We start from the raw sequence: 18,104 nt of genomic DNA on the forward strand, positions 1-18,104 counted from the left end.
GGATTTCGCCAAGCATTGGCGGTCAAATTGACGGCCATGACGGCCATTGCCTGCCTGCGTATCCTGCTCACCGCCGCGGAGACGGCGGGCGCCAGCGTTCCCCCCGCCCATGTGGAGGCGGCCGCCGACCTCTATCTCAAGCACCGCTGGAAGCACCCGCGCCGCTACGGCGTCGTCGCGCCCCTGGCCTTCGTGCTGGCCGACACCAAGGCCGAGCGTCTCGATCCGGAAGAGATGCAGGCCCTGGCCGTCGAGCTGGAGACCTCGCTGTTCCCCGGCCGCAAGAGCGGCCAGGTCTGCCTGATGACCTTCGAGGGCGACGAGAACGCGGTGCTGCAATTCGCCAGCCTGTCGCAGGGCGACCTGGCCGGGCTGATGGCGGGTCGCGGCTATTCCGGCGCCCCGGGCCATGTGCAGGTGATCACCGCCGAAGAGATTCGCGCCGTCCCCAGCGCCCCGCCGGAAGCGCGGCCCGCGCCGCAGGCCAAGCCGGCCGCGACCACCGCGCCGATCGAGACGCCGCCCAAGGCCAAGCCGGCGCCGGCCAAGTCCGCCGCGCCGGTCCGCCCGGTCGCCGCCGTCCCGCCGCCCAAGCCGGCCGCGCCGGCCGCGCCGCCCAAGCCGGCCGCGCCGGCCGCGCCGCTGACCACCGGCTGGCGCGCGATCTACCACCTGCCCACCGAAAGCGTCGTTGGCGCGGTCCTGGGCCACAAGGCCGACCTGGCCGCCCCGCGTCCGGAAGAGGATGGCGAGTTGCTCGCCCGCGACCTCACCGGCCTCAACGACGCCCAGTTCGGCTTCCCGACGGTCAAGACCGGCGAAGGCGCCCTCTTCCTGCCGCTCAGTTTCTGGAACCTGACGACCCCGGCCTCGCAGGAGGCCTACAAGCGTCGCCTGTCGCGCTATCCGCTGGACCTGCAACCGCGCCTGGGGGCCACCGTCTACGACACCCCGCGCGAGCCCTCGATGGGCCTGCTGCAGCAGATCCGCGCCTTCCTGCAGGGCTCGTTCGCCTATATCGACCTCTGCATCTCCGATCCGAACTTCCCGGTGAACACCCTGCCGGGCGACATCGCCTCGAGCATCACTCTGGAGCTGCGCGACGAGCCCGACGCCGAGCGGATCAAGGCCATCGCCCTCTTCGCCTCGCGCCAGTCGGTCTACCGCGCCAAGGGCGTGCACCAGGGCGTGCTGGGCGTGCGCAACGCCAAGGAACTGGACGCCTGCCGCGCCGCGGGGCTGGCCTATGTAACCGGCCTGGCCGTCAGCGCCCTGCTCGACAAGCCGCCGGCCCTGGGCGCCAATCCGGCCGACACCCTGCCGCTACAGGCGGCTTAGGGGTCATTTGGCGTGTGGCGGACGCCGAAACCGCTGGCACCTTCGGTTGCCACGCCTTGGAAAACCAGCGTTCGCGACGCTGGGTCGCAGCCGACCTATAACGCGTGATAACCACCGCTGCGCAACCTGGGCGGCATGACCGCCATCGCCTGCCTGAAGGTCTTCGTCGGCGAAGACCCCGTCGAGACCGAGCGTAACGCCGCCCTGATCGCCAAGGTCGCCGGCGACTACCTGAAGGGCGCGTGGCTGGCCCCGCGCCGCCACGGCCTGGTCGCGCCGTTCTCGTTCGTACTGGCCGATCCGCGCGCCACGCGGCTCGACGCCCGCGAACTGCAAGCCCTGGCCCGGGCGCTGCAACACAAGCTGTTCGGCGACGACGACGACGGCGAGATCGTCATGCTGATGTTCGAGGGCGACCAGCACGAGGTGATGCGCTTCGCCGGCCTGCCGCCCCGCCAATTGTCGCTGCTGCTGGCTGGCGAGGAAGACGCCTCGCTGGCCGGACGGGTCTGCCGCATCACCCCGCGCGACGTCCGCTCGGTCATGCCCTTCGGCGGGCCGATCGCCGGCGTGCCGACCATGGAGGCCCTGGCCCGCCTGTGTCCGCGCCCGCCGCCGGCCCGGGTGGCCTGGCGCGGCGTCTATCACGTCGGCCGCGAACTGTTCGTCGGCAATGTCGGGGTCTGGCGCGAAGCCGGGCTCGCCGGGCGTCCCTACGAGATCTATGTCGACGGCCAGCGCCAGCAGCATGACCTGGCGATCCTCAAGGCGGCGATCGCCGCCATCGGCCCCAACTCGGGGGTCACCTACCTGCCGATCGGCTTCTCCTCGGCGCTGAAGCCCTCGCTGCGCGCCGAACTGGAAGCCTGCCTGCGCACCCTGCCCCGCGACCTGCGCGGACGGCTGGCGGCGGGGGTCTACGGCGTGCCGCGCGCGCCATCGTTCGTGGCCCTGGGCCAGATGAAGGCGTTCCTGGACCCCTATTTCAGCCGCGTGGACCTGCGCATCAGCGATCCGGCCTTCAAGGTCGACGACCTGGCGCCAGGCCTGGCCGCCAGCGTCACCTTCACCCCCGAGGGCGAGGTCGAGGCCAGCCGCATCGCCGCCATCGGCCGCTTCCTCAAGGACGCTCCGGCCTATCGCCGCCGCCAGGTCTGGCAGGGCGTCAGCGACCTGCGCAGCCCCCGCGAACTGCTCGCCGCCCTCGACCAGGGCGCCCCGTTCGTCAGCGGCCCGATGATCACCGACCTCCTGGAAGCCCCGGTCAACGTCACGCCCTACGCCAAGGGCCAGCTGCCGCTCTACGGCTGGACGGCCGAGGCCGCGGCCTGAGCCCTATTCGTCCCAGGTCAGCACCACGCTCTCGACCGAGCGCTCGTGCGGGCCGTGATAGACCGCCTCGATGTTGTTGCCGTCCGGGTCCAGCAGAAAGGCGGCGTAGTAGCCTGGATGATACTCACGCTCGCCCGGCCCGCCGTTGTCGCGGCCGCCGGCGGCCAGGCCCGCTTCGTGGAAGCGCTGCACCGTTTCGCGGTCCTTTGCCTGGAAGGCCAAGTGGATGTGCGTCGCAGGCTCTCCGACATCGACCCACATCTCGTCGGCGTAGAAGTATTCCCCGCCGTCCACGACGGGCACGCCGATCACCTCGAGCACGGCGGTGTAGAACCGCCTCATGGCCGCGAGGTCCTGGGTGCGCAGCTGGATATGGTCGATCATGCGACCGCGGTGCATCTGCATGGGCATCTCCTGTAGCCGGACGGAAAACGCCCCGGCGAAACGCCGGTTCGGCTCTGCTTGGCTACAGGAGGCCGCGCCGCGGCCTGTCAGCAGGATGCCTCAGCGCCGCCCGAACAGCTTCTCAATGTCCGACAGCTTCAGCTCCACATAGGTCGGCCGGCCGTGGTTGCACTGGCCCGAGTGGGGCGTGGCCTCCATCTCGCGCAGCAGGGCGTTCATCTCGGCGGCGGCCAGGCGGCGGCCGGCGCGGACGCTGCCGTGGCAGGCCATGGTCGAGCAGACTTCCTCCAGTCGCTCCTTCAGGGCCAGGGCCTGGCCGTTCTCGGCCAGGTCGTCGGCGATGTCGCGCACCAGCCCCGCGGCGTCGGCCTTACCCAGCAGGGCCGGCGTCTCGCGCACCAGCACCGCGCCGGGACCGAAGCTCTCCAGGACGAGGCCCAGGGCCGACAGCTCCTCGGCGCGGGCCACCACCCGCTCGGCCTCGGCCGGATCCAGCTCGACCACCTCGGGTAGCAGCAGGGCCTGGCGGGCGACGCCGCCGGCCTCCATCTCGTGCTTCATGCGCTCGTAGACGAGGCGCTCGTGGGCGGCGTGCTGGTCGACGATGACCACGCCGTCGCGGGTCTGCGAGACGATGTAGGTCTCGTGCACCTGGGCGCGGGCTGCGCCCAGCGGGAAGTCGATAGGGTCGAAGGGCTGGGCCGGCGGCTGGTCCTGACCGGGATAGGCCACGGTGGGCGGGGCGTCATAGTCGCCATAGGCCGCCTCGCGCACGGCGTCGGCGACGCCGCCTCCGAAGCCCCCGCCCATGCCCCCGCCGAGCGTCTGGTAGGCCTCTTCCGGCCGCGCCTCGTGACGGGCCGAGACGTCGGACAGGCCGGGCAGGTTCATTGCCTGCATGGAGAGGGGGCGCTGGGTCGGCGGCGTCCAGCCGCCCTCGCGCCAAGCCGAGAAGCCGGCCGGAGACGGGCCCGGCTGGTAGCCCGGGAACACGCTCTGCGGCCGGATGCTGTCCAGCGCCTGTGCGGCCGTGGTGGTAGAGGCGCGGTGGCCGGCGCCCGCCAGGGCGTGGCGCAGGGCGCCGACGATCAGGCCGCGCACCAGCGACGGATCGCGGAAGCGCACCTCGGCTTTCGCAGGGTGCACGTTGATGTCGACCTCGGTCGGGTCGAGCGTGACGTAGAGCGCCGCGCTGGGGTGGCGATCACGCGCCAGGAAGTCGGCATAGGCCGCCCGCAGCGCGCCTTGCAGCAAGCGGTCGCGCACCGGCCGGTCGTTGACGAACAGGTACTGGTGGGCGGCGTTGCCGCGGTTGTAGGTCGGGAGCCCTGCGAACCCCGACAGGCGCACGCCGTCGCGGACCTGGTCGATCTCGAGCGCATTGTCCTGGAAGTCGCGGCCCAGCACGGCGGCCAGGCGCGCCAGACGCCCCTGCGGCCCCGGATGCTCGGGCGGCAGGCGCAGGATGCGACGGCCGTCGATGTCGAGCGAGAAGCCCACCGACTCGTGGGCCATGGCCTGGCGCTTCAGTTCCTCGGTGATCGCCAGGGCCTCGGCGCGCTCGGACTTCATGAACTTCAGGCGCGCAGGCGTGGCGTAAAACAGGTCGCGCACCTCGATACGGGTGCCATGGTCGCCGGCGAAGGCGGCGGGCGCAACGTCGTCGACGCGGCCGCCCTCGACCAGGATCGACCAGGCCTCGCGCTGGCCCTTGGCCCGCGAGCTGATCTGAAGGCGCGCCACCGAGCCGATCGACGGCAGGGCCTCGCCCCGGAAGCCCATGGTGTGGATGCGCAAGAGGTCCCACAGGCCCTCGTCGTCGGGGGCCAGCTTGGAGGTGGCGTGGCGCTCGATGGCCACCGGCAGTTCCTCGGCGCTCATGCCGCAGCCGTCGTCGGCGACCATGATCCGGGTCAGGCCGCCGCCATGGGCCTCGACCTCGATGCGGGTGGCGCCGGCGTCGATGGCGTTGTCGACCAGCTCCTTGATGGCGCTCGCGGGCCGCTCGACCACCTCGCCGGCGGCGATGCGGTTGACGGTCTCGGGCGGCAGGCGACGGATCGGCATCGAAATCGGACTTTCAGCGCAGCCGGGCAGCGCGGGCGAGCCCTGCATTGCGGCGACTTAATTTGACCGCCCCGGTTGAGAACGGTTCAGCTTGCGGCGACCCGTCATCCTAGAACGATTCCAGACCCGCCGAGGACGAGAGATAGTGATCCGCCGCATAGCCGCAGCTCCCGCCGTCGCCGGTTTTCTCCTCGCTCTCTGCGCTGGCCCTGCTCTCGCCCAGCAGGCGGTCGACGCCTCCGGGCCGATCGACCTTAATCGCGTCGACCCCAACGAGAACCTGGTCGAGGAGCTGGTGGTCAACGCCCGCCTGCCGGGGCCCGCCTGGTGGAAGGTCAGCGACGGCGACACCACCGTCTACGTGCTGGGCGTACCGGCCATGGTTCCCACCGACACCAAGGCCGACGAGTCCGTGCTGCGCCGCCGCCTCGACGGCGCCAACGTGCTGATCATGGGCCAGGAGGCCGACGTCAGCGTCGTGCGCCTGATCGCCCTGGCCGTGGGCGGCCGCAAGCTGTTCGTATCTGAACAGCCGATGCGCCAGACCCTCTCGCCCGAGCTGCGCGAACGGCTGGAGGCCCGGCTGAAGGTCATGAAGCAGAAGCCGGACTCCATGGACGACACCAAGCCCGCCTTCGCCGGCTTCATGGTCGCCAACAGCCAGGACGGCAGCGTGTCGATCAGCGTGGGCGGCGTCACCGACCGCATCCGCGACATCGCCAGGAGCCAGGACCTGGCCAAGCGTCCCCGTATCCAGAACCTGCCCGGCTACAGCCTGGTCGACGCCATCAAGGCGCTGGCGACCGCGCCGCAGCCGTTGCAGACGCTTTGCCTCGACGCCGGCCTGCGCCAGGCCGAGAGCGGCCAGGGCGGGATCAAAGACACCGCCAGGCGCTGGTCGGAGGGCCAGGTGCGCGACGTGGTCGCGGCCGATCGCGGCTTCCAGCGCTGCCTGGACTCCACGCCCTCCATCGCCCGCGAACTTCGCGAGGGCCGCGACGATGCGGTGGAGGCCATCGAGGTCGCCCTGAAAAAGCCGGGAAAGGCGGTTGCCGTCATCGAACTGCGTTCGCTGCTGGCACGAGACGGCGTCCTCGACCAGCTGCGGGCCAAGGGGTTCAAAGTCACGACGCCGGACGAATGATCCGGCGCCGATCAGGGGGAAACATCATGCGTAGGCGCCTGGCGGCCATAGCCGCGCTCACGGCCTTGATCGCCGCCTCTTCCACCCACGCCCAGGCGCCGCCGGAAACCCTGGTGATCGACGACCCGGAGGCCAACGTGGTCGAGGAGCTGGTGGTCAACGCCAAGCTGCCCGGCCCGGCCTGGTGGAAGGTCAGCGACGGCGACACCACGGTCTACATCCTGGGCGTTCCGGGCGCGGTCCCCAAGGGCATGACCTGGGACACCTCGGTCCTCGACCGGCGACTGGACGGGGCCTTTGCGCTGATCACGCCGCCCCAGGCCCGAGCGGGCCTGACCGACCTGCCGGCCCTGCTGTCGATGCGCAGCAAGCTGAAGGCAGAGCGCCCCCTCGATCAGGTCGCGCCGAACCTGGCTCCGCGCCTTGCCAGGGCCTGGGCGGCGACAGGCCACAAGGACGACGGCTGGAAGGACTGGAAGCCGCTGGGCGCGGGCCTGATGCTGGCGGGCTACGCCGTAAAGAGCAGCGGCCTGACCAGCGCCGAACCCGAAAAGGCGATCGAGAAGCTGGCCCGCAAGCACAAGGTCAAGGCGAAGCCGGCCGCCGTCTACAAGGCCATGCCGATGATCAAGACCCTGGTGAAGCAGCACTCGGAAGAAGCCGGCCTGATCTGCCTGGAGGGCGTGATCGACGAGGTCGAAGCCGGCCCCGAGCCGGTGCGCCGGGCCGCCCGCGCCTGGGCCAACGGCGAGGTCCGCGCCGCTGTCCACGCCCCGCGCCAGGGCCAGCGCTGCGTCATGGCCTTGCCTGGCATGGCCGAGGAGTTCCGCCGTATGTCGGCCGCCCAGGTCGAGGCGGTGTCTCAGGCCATGAAGACCCCCGGCAAGGCGGTGGCGGTGTTCTCGCTGCGCGGCCTGGTGGCCGAGGACGGGGTGTTTCAGAAGCTGCGCGAGCGGGGCTTCAAGGTGACCACGCCCGACAGCGCCAGCTAGCCGCCGCCTCCTACCCGCCCCTGCGCCTCAGGCGCGGCGTGATGGTCGTGGTCATCAGCCGGCCTTCGCGGATCAGGGTGAAGGGCGTGGCCACGTCGATGCAGGCGTGGTCCAGCGCCCGCAGCAGGTCGTCGAGGCCGGTCAGCGGCCGCTCGCCGGCCCTGACCAGCAGGTCGCCGGCCCGCACGCCGGCCCTGGCGGCGGGACCGCCCGGGTCGGCCTGGGCGACGAACACCGCATAGCCCTGGGTGACGCCGGTCGAGCGGGCCAGCAGCGGCGGCAGCGGCGCCTGCTGGGCGACGACGCCGATCGAGGCCCGCCGCACCTGGCCATGGGCCAGAAGCTCGCCGATCACGAAGCGGGCGGTGTTGGCCGCCACGGCGAAGCACAGGCCCGGATAGCCGGCGATGACGGCGGTGGCCACGCCCACCACCTCGCCGTTCGAGGCCACCAGCGGCCCGCCGCTATTGCCGGGATTGAGCGCCGCGTCGGTCTGGATCAGGTCCTCGATCAGCCGGCCGCGCTCACCGCGCAAGGACCGGCCGAGCGCCGAGACCACGCCGGTGGTCACGGTAGCCTCGAACCCCAGCGGCGCGCCGATGGCGATCACCAGCTGACCGCGCCGCAGCGCCTTGGAGTTCCCCAACCGCACCACGGGCAGGTCGACGGCCTGGTCGATCTTCAACAGGGCGAGATCGGTGTCGGGATCGTCGCCGATGCAGCGGGCCGTCAGGCTGCGCCCCTCGGCGGTGACCGCCACGAAGCGGCGCGCGCCCTGCACCACGTGGCTGTTGGTCAGGACGATCCCGCCCTCGGCCACCACGAAGCCCGAACCCACGCCCTGCACATTGGCGTCGTCCAGCATCGGGTGGATGCGCAGGACGCTTGGCCCCACCGTCTCGACGGCGCGGACCACGGCGTTGGAATAGGCGTCCAGCAGGTCGCCCTCGTCGACGCGGGGCGGCGCGGGCGGCGGACCGCTTCCTGCGTCGAACACGAACTGGGCCTCGGCCGGCCAGGCCAGGATCTCGCGGGCCCGCATCGGACACGGCCGCCTGGCCCTCGCGAACAGCTCGTACTTGCGCGCCTTCATCCCCCGCCCCCCGACGGCAATTGGCGGCCACCGCCGGGGGACAAGGTTAACGACGGCGGCGCTTGCCGATCAAGCCCGGCTCATTGCGGAGCCTGGGCGATCGTGGTGGGGCCCACGCTCGCCACCGGGATCAAGAAGCCCGCCGGCCTTGGCGGCGGCGAAGGCGGCGCAACCGCCGGCGAGGCCAGGCCGGCGCCGGCCGCGTCGTTGACGCACTGGGCGGTGTCGATCATCGCGTGCTGGCCCAGGCAGAAGACGTCCTCGTAGTGCGGTCCAGCGACGGCCAGGCACTGGTAGAGGTTCAGCTTGGCGATCTTCATGCAGAAGCTGGCCTTCTTCTCGCTCAGCACCGGCGCCAGGCGAGCCACGTCGGCGTCGCCCGCCGCGTCGAGCACGGCCAAGGCCGCCAGGGCCGCCGACCGCACCGTCACCGGCGTGAACGCCCGGCCGCCCTCGGCGAAGCCGCCGCCCGCGCCGGTGGCGGCCTGGATCAGGCGCCCGGCGTCTTCCTGGCCGGGCGCGAACACCGTCGCCGACAGCTGCTTGACCCGCGCCAGACGCCCGGCGGTGTCGGCCACCGCGCCCTTCGACCAGGTCTCGCGCTGGATGTCGTAGGCCGACTGCTTGACCGCCTTGCCGGCCACCGCCAGCGGCGCGCCGCGCCCCTGCAGGGCCATCTGCGCCCGCGCGGCGGCCAGGCCCACGCCCTCGATCTCGACCACGCTCTCGGGCGAGGCCAGAAGGCGCTCGACCAGCGCCTCGCGCGAGGTCTGGCGGGCCGCCTCACGCACGCCGTCGATGAAGGCCGGCTCCTGCAACGCCGCGATGGCGCCATAGGCGATCATGCCCGTCTCCAGTTGCTCGGCCTTGTAGGCCGAACCGGCGACCAGGGCCCGAGCCACGCCGTCGCCGTTGGTGAACACCGCCGGCGAGATCGACCCCGCTCCTCGTGTATAGGTCTCGAAGGCGCTGGCCGCGGCCACCACGTCCCCGGCCAGGCTGACGCCCGGCGCCTCACGTTCCTGGCGAGCGCTCGCCAGACCGCCCATGGCCAGGACAGCTGCCGCCGCGCCCGCCACCATCCAATGCTTGTTCCACGCCATGCCCGAAAGCCTCCCGACTACGGGCGTATTGGGCGGCGAACGCGGTTGCCGAGATCATAATCGCCATGGCGAATCGGCCGTTAACTTCTGTGTATTCGATCAGTTTTCGCGCGCAAAATGTCGCACCCATCATGGCTAAGCTGACTTAAGTTCGAGACACGACAAATCCATCTGACGCAATGTCGGGAACACAACTCTCTGGAACACACAAGACACGCGACCATAGAACGAACTCGACAATAATCGCCAGCTCCGCAAGAAACGGGCGGACGGCGAAAGCGGCGCGACGCATAGTGTCGCCATGCCGACTCCCACGCCTGCCCGCCTGTTCCTGGATCGCGCGCCCAGCCCGATCGGCGAACTGCTGCTGGTCAGCGACGCCGACGCTCGGCTGCGGGCGGTCGACTTCCACGACTACGAGCCGCGGATGCTGCGCCTGCTGGGCCTGCACTACGGCGCGGTCGCGCTGGAGGCGGCCGCGGCGCCGGACGCGACCCGCTCCGCGCTGGCCGCCTATTTCGATGGGGACCTCGCCGCCCTGGCGACCATTCCATGGACCACCGGCGGCACCGCGTTCCAGCAGGCGGTGTGGCGCGCCCTGGGCGACGTAGCGCACGGAACCACCATGACCTACGCCGCGCTGGCCGCGCGCATCGGCAAGCCGGCGGCGGTGCGCGCCGTCGGGGCGGCCAACGGCGCCAATCCGCTCAGCATCGTCGTGCCGTGCCACCGGCTGGTCGGCGCGAACGGCGCCCTCACCGGCTACGGCGGGGGCGTCGAACGCAAGGCCTGGCTGCTAGCTCACGAGGGGGCGCGAGCGCGCGTCTGAACCGCCGGCGATCTCGCCGCGCGACAGCGCCTTCATCAGCGCCTCGCCGTCGGGCGCCGCCCACAGGGTGCCGATCTTGGCGATGTCGGCGGCCGTGACCTTGCCGCCCTCGCCGGTGGCCTGGACCATGCCGTTCATCGGCGCGCCGAACTGGCGAGCCAGCACCCGCCCGTCGGCGGCCACCAGCAGGTTGCACGGCAGCCCCGGACGAGCCGGGCCGTTCGGCGTCTCGTGCACGGTGAGCGCCTGGAACAGGCCCTTGGAGTCGGCTCCCCGGTCGATCACCGGCGCGAACACGCCGGCCTTGTGCTTCTTGAGCAGGAAACCCGCCTCGGCCGCCGTGATCGGCTCGCGCGGCGAGGTCAGGATCGGCAGGATGCGGAAACTCCGGCCGCCGAACTTTTCCTGCAACATCGCCAGGTCGCCCAGTTCGTGCAGGCAGGGCGCGCACCACGGCGCCCACAGCGAGATCAGGGTCAGGCCCTGCTGCAACTTGAGCGGCGCGACGCCGTCACGGCGCTCGACATTGACCGCCGGGACCGCCAGCCCCGCCGGCGGCTCACGAAACGCCCTGGCCATGCGGTTGTTGCGCAGGGCCGGCGTGTCGAGCGCCTTGGCGGGATCGCCCAAAACCGGAACCCTCTTCTGCGCCCCGGCCGCGCCCGCGCCAGCCCCTAGGCCCGTCAGGGCCGCCGCGCCGACCATCGCCGAACGCCTCGTCCACGTCGCCATCCCGCTCTCCGTTGCTGAAGCTCCCGGGCGCAATCTCAAGTGGAACAGCGGCGCTTTTGCGGCGAAGCTTCAGACCAGCATGCTGCCGCCGACGCGGTGCAGCGGCAGGCTGCCCTCGTTGAAGAACGGCAGGGCCAGGGTGATCCCCATCAGGATGTCCAGCACCACGCTGCCATAGTTGAAGCGCCCGCCGGCCTTCTGCAGCAGCATCGAGACCAGCCGCCCGAAGGCCGCGCCGAACCAGGCGACGGCCAGCACCAGGGCCATGGCCGCCCCGGCGCTGGACTGCCATCCCAGGAACAGGGCCGCCGCCCCGTGCGAGGCGATCAGCAGGCCGCCGAACGCGCGCCCCTCGGTCAGGGCGGTGTTGCGCCCGCCCTCCTGCTCGCTCTTCAGCCCCGCCAGGCCCAGCATCGAGTCCGGCCTCGCCAGCACCAGCCCGCCCAGCACGCCGCCGATGACGCAGGCGATCACGGCCAGGATCAGCGACAGGGCGTAGCTCGACATTCAGTCCTCCGAAACGGGCGTGTGGCAGACGGCCTCGACATTGAACCCGTCCGGATCCAGCACGAAGGCCCCATAGTAGTGTTCGTGGTAATGAGGGCGAAGTCCGGGCGGGCCGTTGTCGCGACCGCCGGCCTTCATCGCCGCCTCGTAGAACGCGTCGACCTCGGCCCGGCTCCTGGCCGAGAAGCAGACGTGCAGCTTGCCGCTGGTCTTGCCGCCGCCCGAGATCCAGAACTGCGGCCGCTGGGCGCCGTAGCCGACCACGTCGATCCCGCCGGTGTATTCCTTGGGCACGGCGTACAGGCGCGAGACGCCGAGCGGCGCCAGGGCCGCGTCGTAAAAAGCCGCCGACCGCTCGAAATCGGCGACGTCGAACCCCATGTGGTCGAACATCGAGAACTCCTCCCAGAAACGCGCGCCATTCACCGGGCCAATTAACCGGGCCAATTAACCGGAATCGCAAAAACTTCGCGGCCGCCGTCCTTGACTCCCCAGGGGGCGGCGCCTAACTCGTGACCGGCGTTGGCACTCGATGGGAGCGACTGCTAACAGCGACGCTCCCTCGGCCTACGAAAGCCTTTTACAGAAACCGTTCCGACGGAGAAGACACATGAAGTTTCGTCCCCTGGGCGACCGCGTCCTCGTGAAGCGCGTCGAAGAAGAAACCAAGACCAAGGGCGGGATCATCATCCCCGACACCGCCAAGGAAAAGCCCCAGGAAGGCGAAGTCGTCGCCGTGGGCCCTGGCGCCCGCAACGACAAGGGCGACATCGTCGCTCTCGACCTGAAGGCCGGCGATCGCATCCTGTTCGGCAAGTGGTCGGGCACCGAAGTGAAGGTCGACGGTCAGGACCTCCTGATCATGAAGGAAAGCGACGTCCTGGGCGTGGTCGAAGCCTAATCGGCTTCCCCTCCAGACCGCTGACCTCTCCAGAAATTTCTCAGATTTAGAAAGGCATCCGCAATGGCCGCCAAAGACGTCTACTTCTCCTCCGACGCGCGCGACAAGATGCTGCGCGGCGTCAACATCCTCGCCAACGCCGTGAAGGTGACCCTCGGTCCGAAGGGCCGCAACGTGGTCATCGAAAAGTCGTTCGGCGCCCCGCGCACCACCAAGGACGGCGTCTCGGTCGCCAAGGAAATCGAACTGGCTGACAAGTTCGAGAACCTCGGCGCGCAGATGATCCGCGAAGTGGCCTCGAAGACCAACGACAAGGCTGGCGACGGCACCACCACCGCCACCGTCCTGGCTCAAGCCATCGTCCAGGAAGGCCTCAAGTCGGTCGCCGCCGGCATGAACCCGATGGACCTGAAGCGCGGCATCGACAAGGCCGTCCTGATCGCCGTCGAGGACATCAAGACCTCGTCGAAGAAGGTCACGACCAACGCTGAAATCGCTCAAGTCGGCACCATCTCGGCCAACGGCGACAAGGAAGTCGGCGAGATGATCGCCAAGGCGATGGACAAGGTCGGCAACGAAGGCGTCATCACCGTCGAAGAAGCCAAGACCGCCGAAACCGAACTCGACGTCGTCGAAGGCATGCAGTTCGACCGCGGCTACCTGTCGCCGTACTTCATCACCAACGCCGACAAGATGGAAGTTCAGCTCGAAGAGCCGCTCATCCTGCTGTTCGAAAAGAAGCTGTCGTCGCTGCAGCCGCTGCTGCCGGTGCTGGAAGCCGTCGTCCAGTCGGGCCGCCCGCTGGTCATCATCGCTGAAGACGTCGAAGGCGAGGCCCTGGCCACGCTGGTCGTCAACAAGCTGCGTGGCGGCCTGCGCGTCGCCGCCGTCAAGGCTCCGGGCTTCGGCGACCGCCGCAAGGCCATGCTGGAAGACATCGCCATCCTGACCGGCGCTCAAGTCGTCAGCGAAGACCTCGGCATCAAGCTCGAGAACGTCTCGCTCGACATGCTGGGCCGCGCCAAGAAGATCCAGATCACCAAGGACGACACCACCATCGTGGACGGCGTCGGTGAGAAGGACGCGATCGAAGCCCGCATCGCCCAGATCAAGCGCCAGATCGAAGACACCACGTCGGACTACGACAAGGAAAAGCTGCAAGAGCGTCTGGCCAAGCTGGCCGGCGGCGTTGCGGTCATCCGCGTCGGCGGTTCGACCGAAGTCGAAGTGAAGGAAAAGAAGGACCGCGTTGACGACGCCCTGAACGCGACCCGCGCGGCCGCCGACGAAGGCATCGTCCCGGGCGGCGGCACCGCCCTGCTGAAGGCTTCGAAGGCCCTGGCCGGCGTGGTCGGCGAAAACGACGACCAGACCGCCGGTATCGCCATCGTCCGCCGCGCCCTGCAGGCCCCGATCCGTCAGATCGCCGAGAACGCCGGCGTCGAAGGCTCGATCGTGGTCGGCAAGATCCTGGAAAACGACAGCAGCTCGTTCGGCTTCAACGCCCAGAGCGAACAGTATGTCGACCTGGTCGTCGACGGCGTCATCGACCCGGCCAAGGTCGTCCGCACCGCTCTGCAGAACGCCGCTTCGGTGGCCGGCCTGCTGATCACCACGGAAGCCGCCATCGTCGAAGCCCCCAAGAAGGGCGGCGGCGCTGCTGCTCCGGGCGGCATGCCGGGCGGCATGGGCGACATGGACTTCTAATTTAGAAGTCTGCGTCAGCTCAGCTGAACAAAGAGAAGGGCGGAGCCGCGAGGCTCCGCCCTTTTTCTTTGCCGATCACGCGGAGCCGTCACCTCGCGCTCGCACCCAGGTTGCTCCAAAGGCCAAGCTCCACTAGCAACGAGCCCTGGAGTCGGGGGACGGGTGAATGAGTTTTCTGATCGCAGCGCTGGCCTTGGCGGCGGCGACTGCCGCCAGCGTGGATACGGACTGCCCCGCAGGCGGCGATCCATCGATTCCCAAGGTCCGGGCCGACTGGAAGATCCCGCTGTCGCCCGACAACATCATGTGGGCCTATCCGCCCCAGGCCGCGGCCACGCGCCAGGGCGGCCGGGTCGTCATCCAGTGCACGGTCGACACCCAGGGCAAGGCCAGCGAGTGCTTCGTCGTCTCCGAGACCCCGCCCGGCATGGGCTTTGGCGAAGCCGCCGTCAGCCTGCGCCCGCTGATGGAGTTCACCCCTGAAATCCGCTGCGGCCGGCCGACCCCGACAACGGTGTCGATCCCCATCACCTTTTCGCCGCCCATGGAGGAGAAGGTCGTCTCCGGCCCCATGCCCGCCCTGACCGACCAGTTGCTCGGCCGCCGGCTGGCGCTGGCCCTGCGCATCGGCGACGAGGTCGAGACCGAGATGATGGTCTATGGCAGCTCCATGCTCAATCGGACCGACAAGCCCGTCCCCGCCGAGCAACGGCGCGCCGTGTACGACATGTTGCAGGAGGCCCGGCCCAAGGCGCGGCAGATCATGGTCGAGGCCGCCGGCCGCGCCCTGGCCCGTGAGATGAGCTCTGCCGACCTCGAAGCCGCCGTCGCCTTCTACGAGGGACCGGTGGGCCAGTCGCTGATCAGGGCCCGCGCGACCTTCCGCTATCAGGACGGCAACGAGGCCCAGGCCGCCGTCGTAGCGATCCGCAACCTGCTCGACACCCAGTTCTGCGTGATCACCGGCATCTGCAAGGACGACGGCCCCGCGCACGACGGCGGCGACGACGGGGGTAATTGAACGACGGCCGCCGTCCCGCTACATCCGGCCCATGTTCCGCCAACGCCCCGACGCCGACATGATCCCCCAGGGCTGGGTGATCGCCGTGATGGTCGAGGTTCCGGGCGAGCGCGTTCCCGTCCCGCACTACTTCGCCGTCGGCAAGGCCGACCGGGCCCTGGCCGAATGGGCGGCGACCGACCTGGCCCAGCAGGCCGGGACCATCGCCTCCAGCCCGGTCGACGGCCGCGAGCCGGTCGACGCCATGCGCCAGATCCTCGCCTACCGCATGCGCGAGCTGGGCCTGAAGACCGGCGAGGCCCGGGCGCTGGGCGACAAGTACCCGAGGCGGTGGTTGTTCTGAGATCCTCCCCCTGAAGGGGGAGGTGGCCCAAAGGGCCGGAGGGGGAAGCGGCTTCTGAGCCGCCGCAACAACTTCCCCCTCAGTCGCTCCGCGACAGCTCCCCCTACAGGCGAGCGTCTTCGCCCTTACGCAATCTTCTGCGAGGCGTTCGCATTGCCGCGCGCGGTCTCAGGGCCTAAAGCCTGAGCACAAGACGACTTAGGGCCGCCCCGCCATGATGCTGCAAATCCCCGACGTGCTGAGCCCCGACGAAGTCGCCCACTGCCGGGCGGTCATCGACGCGGCGCCGTGGGTCGACGGCAACGCCACCTCGGGCTTCCAGGCAGCCATGGCCAAGAACAACCAGCAGCTGCCGCAGGACGGCCCGGCCGCCCGCGAGGTTGGGGCGATCATCGTCCAGGCCTTGCAGGCCAACCCGCTGTTCGTCTCGGCCGCCCTGCCCCACACCATCCTGCCGCCGCTGTTCAACCGCTACGGCGAGGGCATGGGCTTCGGCGACCACGTCGACAACTCCATCCGCCGGAACCCCGCCACGGGCGCCCAGATCCGCACCGACCTTTCGGCCACCCTGTTCCTGAGCGATCCCGACGACTACGACGGCGGCGAACTGGTGGTGGACGACACCTATGGCAGCCACCTCGTGAAACTGCCGGCCGGCTCGCTGATCCTCTATCCGGCTTCGAGCCTGCATCACGTGACCCCGGTCACGCGCGGAACCCGCACCGCCAGCTTCTTCTGGATCCAGAGCCTGGTGCGCGACGACGCCAAGCGGGCCCTGATGCTGGACATGGACGTCTCGATCCAGCGCCTGGCCGGCCAGGTCGGCCAGGCCGACCCGTCGGTGCTGTCGCTGACCGGGACCTACCACAACCTCCTGCGGATGTGGGCCGAGGTGTAACGATCCTCCCCCCGTGGGGGAGGTGGCGCGAAGCGCCGGAGGGGGGACGTTTTCAGCTTCCGCCGCGCTCGGTCGTCCGAGGAACCACTCCCCCCACCGATCGCTACGCGATCGCCTCCCCCACAGGGGGAGGTTCCTCGAATTCTACCCCGCCTTCTTCAGCAGCGCCTCGGGCACCGGCGCCGGGCAGTGCTGGCGCAGGAAGTCGCCGTGGCTGGGCAGGGTGTCGACCAGCTCGCTGAGCATCGGGGCCGACTTGTCGAGCAGGCCCTTCACCACCCCGGCCGGCAGGGTGTCGACCAGCTGCTGATAGCGCTTGGGCCGGATGCCCATGCCCTCCATCACCGACTGCCAGCTGGGGGCGCGGAACATGTCGTCGACGCCGTCGCGCAGCACGCCGCTGGCCTTGAACAGCTCGATCCGCTCGCGCAGGCTCTCGGGCGGCGTCACCTGCTGGTAGGCGCGCCAGAACGGCGTGTCGTCGCGCTTGGTCGTGAAGTAGTGCAGCACGATGAAGTCGCGGATCTCCTCGTAGTCGACCTGCATGCGCCTGTTGTACTCGGCCGCCAGCACCGGATCGCAGTCGCGGTCGGGGAAGAACCGCAGCAGGTAGTCGACGCCGCGATAGATCAGGTGCAGGGCGGTCGACTCCAGCGGCTCGATGAAGCCGCCGGCCAGGCCGATGGCCACGCAGTTCTTGTTGAACAGCTGCTTGCGCATGCCGGTCTTGAACGGCACCAGCCAGGGATCGCGCACGGCCTCGCCCTCGACCTGGCTCATCAGCGTGGCCAGGGCTTCGTCGTCGCTGCAATACTGGCTGCAATAGACGTAGCCGTTGCCGGCCCGGTGCTGCAGCGGGATGCGCCAGCGCCAGCCGGCGTCCTGGGCCTGGGCCAGGGTGTAGGGGTGCGGGTCCTGGATGTTGGCGGTCTGCACCGCGATCGCCCGGTCGTTCAGCAGCACGTCCGACCAGTCGAGGAACTCGGTGCCCAGGGTCTTGCCGCTCAGCAGCGAGCGGAAGCCAGAGCAGTCGATGAACAGGTCGCCCGAGGCCTCGCGGCCGTCCTGCAGGATCACCTTCTCGATGAAGCCGTCGGGGCGGGTGGCCACGTCCTTGACGATGCCCTCGGTGCGCTTGACGCCGCGGGCCTCGGCGAACTTGCGCAGGAATTTGGCCAGCAGGGCCGCGTCGATGTGCACGGCGTAGTTGGCGTTGGCCAGCATGGTGCGCGGGGCCATGGCCGGCGACATGAACTTCCAGCGGTCGGCCATCACCGAGGCCGGGGCGAAGTCCTGCAGGCTGGACGGATGTCCCTCGGCCTTGCCGCGCAGCCAGACCTGATAGAACTCGTGCACGTCCACCAGGCCGCCGATCAGGCCGAACGGGTGGTAGTAGACCTCGCCCTTCTTGCGCCAGTTCTCGAACCGGATGGCCAGCTTGAAGGCGGCCTGCGTCTCCTGCATGAACTCCTTCTCGTCGATCCCCAGGCTGCGGATCAGCTGGAGGAAAGGCGGGATGGTGCTTTCGCCGACGCCGATGATGCCGATCTGCTCGGACTCGATCAGCTCGATCTCGCAGGGGCTGTCCTTGAGATAGTGGCTGATCATCGCCGCCGTGATCCAGCCGGCCGAGCCGCCCCCCACGATCACGATCTTCCGCAGATTATTGGCCATCGGCCGCCTCCCGTACGC

The 18,104-nt window shown here is 69.8% G+C and carries 18 protein-coding genes; 10 read left to right on the top strand and 8 right to left on the bottom strand.

The genetic code is table 11. The features are described from left to right. The first annotated feature begins 36 nt into the window (after positions 1 to 36). Positions 37 to 1,338 (top strand): hypothetical protein, encoded by a 1,302-nt coding sequence (locus SGCZBJ_RS11805; RefSeq protein ID WP_101718195.1) that lies wholly within the window; start codon positions 37 to 39, stop codon positions 1,336 to 1,338. 135 nt (positions 1,339 to 1,473) lie between these two features. Continuing rightward, complete coding sequence (locus SGCZBJ_RS11810) at positions 1,474 to 2,670, top strand: hypothetical protein (RefSeq protein ID WP_101718196.1); 1,197 nt, start codon at positions 1,474 to 1,476, stop codon at positions 2,668 to 2,670. 3 nt (positions 2,671 to 2,673) lie between these two features. Here the strand turns inward: SGCZBJ_RS11810 and SGCZBJ_RS11815 are convergent, their stop codons facing one another. Then, complete coding sequence (locus SGCZBJ_RS11815) at positions 2,674 to 3,075, bottom strand: VOC family protein (protein WP_101718197.1); 402 nt, start codon at positions 3,073 to 3,075, stop codon at positions 2,674 to 2,676. 99 nt (positions 3,076 to 3,174) lie between these two features. Next, entirely contained in the window at positions 3,175 to 5,142 is a 1,968-nt protein-coding gene (mutL, locus tag SGCZBJ_RS11820) for a DNA mismatch repair endonuclease MutL (RefSeq protein WP_101718198.1), read from the bottom strand. Between the two features lie 145 nt (positions 5,143 to 5,287). Between mutL and SGCZBJ_RS11825 the strand changes: the two genes are divergently transcribed. After that, on the top strand, positions 5,288 to 6,286 hold the full coding sequence (locus SGCZBJ_RS11825; RefSeq protein ID WP_338065452.1) for a TraB/GumN family protein: 999 nt from the start codon (positions 5,288 to 5,290) through the stop codon (positions 6,284 to 6,286). A 26-nt stretch (positions 6,287 to 6,312) separates the two neighbouring features. Next, a complete protein-coding gene (locus tag SGCZBJ_RS11830; protein ID WP_101718199.1) occupies positions 6,313 to 7,278 on the top strand; it encodes a TraB/GumN family protein in 966 nt (321 codons plus the stop codon). Positions 7,279 to 7,288: 10 nt separating this feature from the next. Here SGCZBJ_RS11830 and SGCZBJ_RS11835 read toward each other — a convergent pair whose 3' ends face one another. Next, positions 7,289 to 8,371 carry a S1C family serine protease gene (locus SGCZBJ_RS11835; RefSeq protein WP_101718200.1) on the bottom strand — a complete coding sequence of 361 codons (1,083 nt, stop codon included), beginning with the start codon at positions 8,369 to 8,371 and terminating at the stop codon, positions 7,289 to 7,291. Positions 8,372 to 8,451: 80 nt separating this feature from the next. Continuing rightward, positions 8,452 to 9,474, bottom strand: a complete 1,023-nt coding sequence (locus SGCZBJ_RS11840) for a hypothetical protein (protein WP_101718201.1) — start codon at positions 9,472 to 9,474, stop codon at positions 8,452 to 8,454. A 301-nt stretch (positions 9,475 to 9,775) separates the two neighbouring features. On the opposite strand from SGCZBJ_RS11840, the gene SGCZBJ_RS11845 reads away from it, so the two are divergent. After that, entirely contained in the window at positions 9,776 to 10,303 is a 528-nt protein-coding gene (locus SGCZBJ_RS11845; protein WP_101718202.1) for a methylated-DNA--[protein]-cysteine S-methyltransferase, read from the top strand. Here the strand turns inward: SGCZBJ_RS11845 and SGCZBJ_RS11850 are convergent. From SGCZBJ_RS11850 to SGCZBJ_RS11860, 3 genes are all read right to left on the bottom strand, one after another. After that, a complete protein-coding gene (locus SGCZBJ_RS11850; RefSeq protein ID WP_133149237.1) occupies positions 10,271 to 11,035 on the bottom strand; it encodes a TlpA family protein disulfide reductase in 765 nt (254 codons plus the stop codon). The genes SGCZBJ_RS11845 and SGCZBJ_RS11850 overlap by 33 nt on opposite strands. A 69-nt stretch (positions 11,036 to 11,104) precedes the next feature. Then, complete coding sequence (locus SGCZBJ_RS11855) at positions 11,105 to 11,542, bottom strand: DUF4345 family protein (RefSeq protein ID WP_101718204.1); 438 nt, start codon at positions 11,540 to 11,542, stop codon at positions 11,105 to 11,107. Continuing rightward, complete coding sequence (locus SGCZBJ_RS11860) at positions 11,543 to 11,935, bottom strand: VOC family protein (RefSeq protein ID WP_101718205.1); 393 nt, start codon at positions 11,933 to 11,935, stop codon at positions 11,543 to 11,545. A 217-nt stretch (positions 11,936 to 12,152) separates the two neighbouring features. Here SGCZBJ_RS11860 and groES point away from each other — a divergent pair, with 217 nt between their 5' ends. The 5 genes from groES (at position 12,153) to SGCZBJ_RS11885 (ending at position 16,412) form a co-directional block, all read left to right on the top strand. Then, positions 12,153 to 12,443, top strand: coding sequence for a co-chaperone GroES (gene groES / locus SGCZBJ_RS11865; protein WP_058347663.1), 291 nt, complete (start codon positions 12,153 to 12,155; stop codon positions 12,441 to 12,443). A gap of 63 nt (positions 12,444 to 12,506) precedes the next feature. Continuing rightward, positions 12,507 to 14,150, top strand: coding sequence for a chaperonin GroEL (gene groL, locus SGCZBJ_RS11870; RefSeq protein ID WP_101718206.1), 1,644 nt, complete (start codon positions 12,507 to 12,509; stop codon positions 14,148 to 14,150). A gap of 166 nt (positions 14,151 to 14,316) precedes the next feature. Next, on the top strand, positions 14,317 to 15,171 hold the full coding sequence (locus SGCZBJ_RS11875; protein ID WP_101718207.1) for a TonB family protein: 855 nt from the start codon (positions 14,317 to 14,319) through the stop codon (positions 15,169 to 15,171). 31 nt (positions 15,172 to 15,202) lie between these two features. Further along, positions 15,203 to 15,514: a hypothetical protein gene (locus SGCZBJ_RS11880; RefSeq protein WP_101718208.1), complete on the top strand. Its 312-nt coding sequence runs from the start codon at positions 15,203 to 15,205 to the stop codon at positions 15,512 to 15,514. A 214-nt stretch (positions 15,515 to 15,728) separates the two neighbouring features. Then, positions 15,729 to 16,412: a Fe2+-dependent dioxygenase gene (locus SGCZBJ_RS11885; RefSeq protein ID WP_101718209.1), complete on the top strand. Its 684-nt coding sequence runs from the start codon at positions 15,729 to 15,731 to the stop codon at positions 16,410 to 16,412. 144 nt (positions 16,413 to 16,556) lie between these two features. Here the strand turns inward: SGCZBJ_RS11885 and SGCZBJ_RS11890 are convergent, their stop codons facing one another. Continuing rightward, positions 16,557 to 18,086 carry a tryptophan halogenase family protein gene (locus tag SGCZBJ_RS11890; protein ID WP_101718210.1) on the bottom strand — a complete coding sequence of 510 codons (1,530 nt, stop codon included), beginning with the start codon at positions 18,084 to 18,086 and terminating at the stop codon, positions 16,557 to 16,559. Positions 18,087 to 18,104 lie beyond the last annotated feature (18 nt).

It is taken from the genome of Caulobacter zeae (assembly GCF_002858925.1).
Lineage (GTDB): Bacteria > Pseudomonadota > Alphaproteobacteria > Caulobacterales > Caulobacteraceae > Caulobacter > Caulobacter zeae.

Coding starts and splice junctions, on each gene's coding strand:
- SGCZBJ_RS11890 (WP_101718210.1), bottom strand. CDS start 18,086: ATGGCCAATAATCTGCGGAAGATCGTGATCGTGGGGGGCGGCTCGGCC.
- SGCZBJ_RS11880 (WP_101718208.1), top strand. CDS start 15,203: ATGTTCCGCCAACGCCCCGACGCCGACATGATCCCCCAGGGCTGGGTG.
- SGCZBJ_RS11875 (WP_101718207.1), top strand. CDS start 14,317: ATGAGTTTTCTGATCGCAGCGCTGGCCTTGGCGGCGGCGACTGCCGCC.
- SGCZBJ_RS11810 (WP_101718196.1), top strand. CDS start 1,474: ATGACCGCCATCGCCTGCCTGAAGGTCTTCGTCGGCGAAGACCCCGTC.
- groL (WP_101718206.1), top strand. CDS start 12,507: ATGGCCGCCAAAGACGTCTACTTCTCCTCCGACGCGCGCGACAAGATG.
- SGCZBJ_RS11805 (WP_101718195.1), top strand. CDS start 37: ATGACGGCCATTGCCTGCCTGCGTATCCTGCTCACCGCCGCGGAGACG.
- SGCZBJ_RS11835 (WP_101718200.1), bottom strand. CDS start 8,371: ATGAAGGCGCGCAAGTACGAGCTGTTCGCGAGGGCCAGGCGGCCGTGT.
- SGCZBJ_RS11830 (WP_101718199.1), top strand. CDS start 6,313: ATGCGTAGGCGCCTGGCGGCCATAGCCGCGCTCACGGCCTTGATCGCC.
- groES (WP_058347663.1), top strand. CDS start 12,153: ATGAAGTTTCGTCCCCTGGGCGACCGCGTCCTCGTGAAGCGCGTCGAA.
- SGCZBJ_RS11860 (WP_101718205.1), bottom strand. CDS start 11,935: ATGTTCGACCACATGGGGTTCGACGTCGCCGATTTCGAGCGGTCGGCG.
- SGCZBJ_RS11885 (WP_101718209.1), top strand. CDS start 15,729: ATGATGCTGCAAATCCCCGACGTGCTGAGCCCCGACGAAGTCGCCCAC.
- SGCZBJ_RS11840 (WP_101718201.1), bottom strand. CDS start 9,474: ATGGCGTGGAACAAGCATTGGATGGTGGCGGGCGCGGCGGCAGCTGTC.
- SGCZBJ_RS11845 (WP_101718202.1), top strand. CDS start 9,776: ATGCCGACTCCCACGCCTGCCCGCCTGTTCCTGGATCGCGCGCCCAGC.
- SGCZBJ_RS11815 (WP_101718197.1), bottom strand. CDS start 3,075: ATGCAGATGCACCGCGGTCGCATGATCGACCATATCCAGCTGCGCACC.
- SGCZBJ_RS11850 (WP_133149237.1), bottom strand. CDS start 11,035: ATGGCGACGTGGACGAGGCGTTCGGCGATGGTCGGCGCGGCGGCCCTG.
- SGCZBJ_RS11855 (WP_101718204.1), bottom strand. CDS start 11,542: ATGTCGAGCTACGCCCTGTCGCTGATCCTGGCCGTGATCGCCTGCGTC.
- mutL (WP_101718198.1), bottom strand. CDS start 5,142: ATGCCGATCCGTCGCCTGCCGCCCGAGACCGTCAACCGCATCGCCGCC.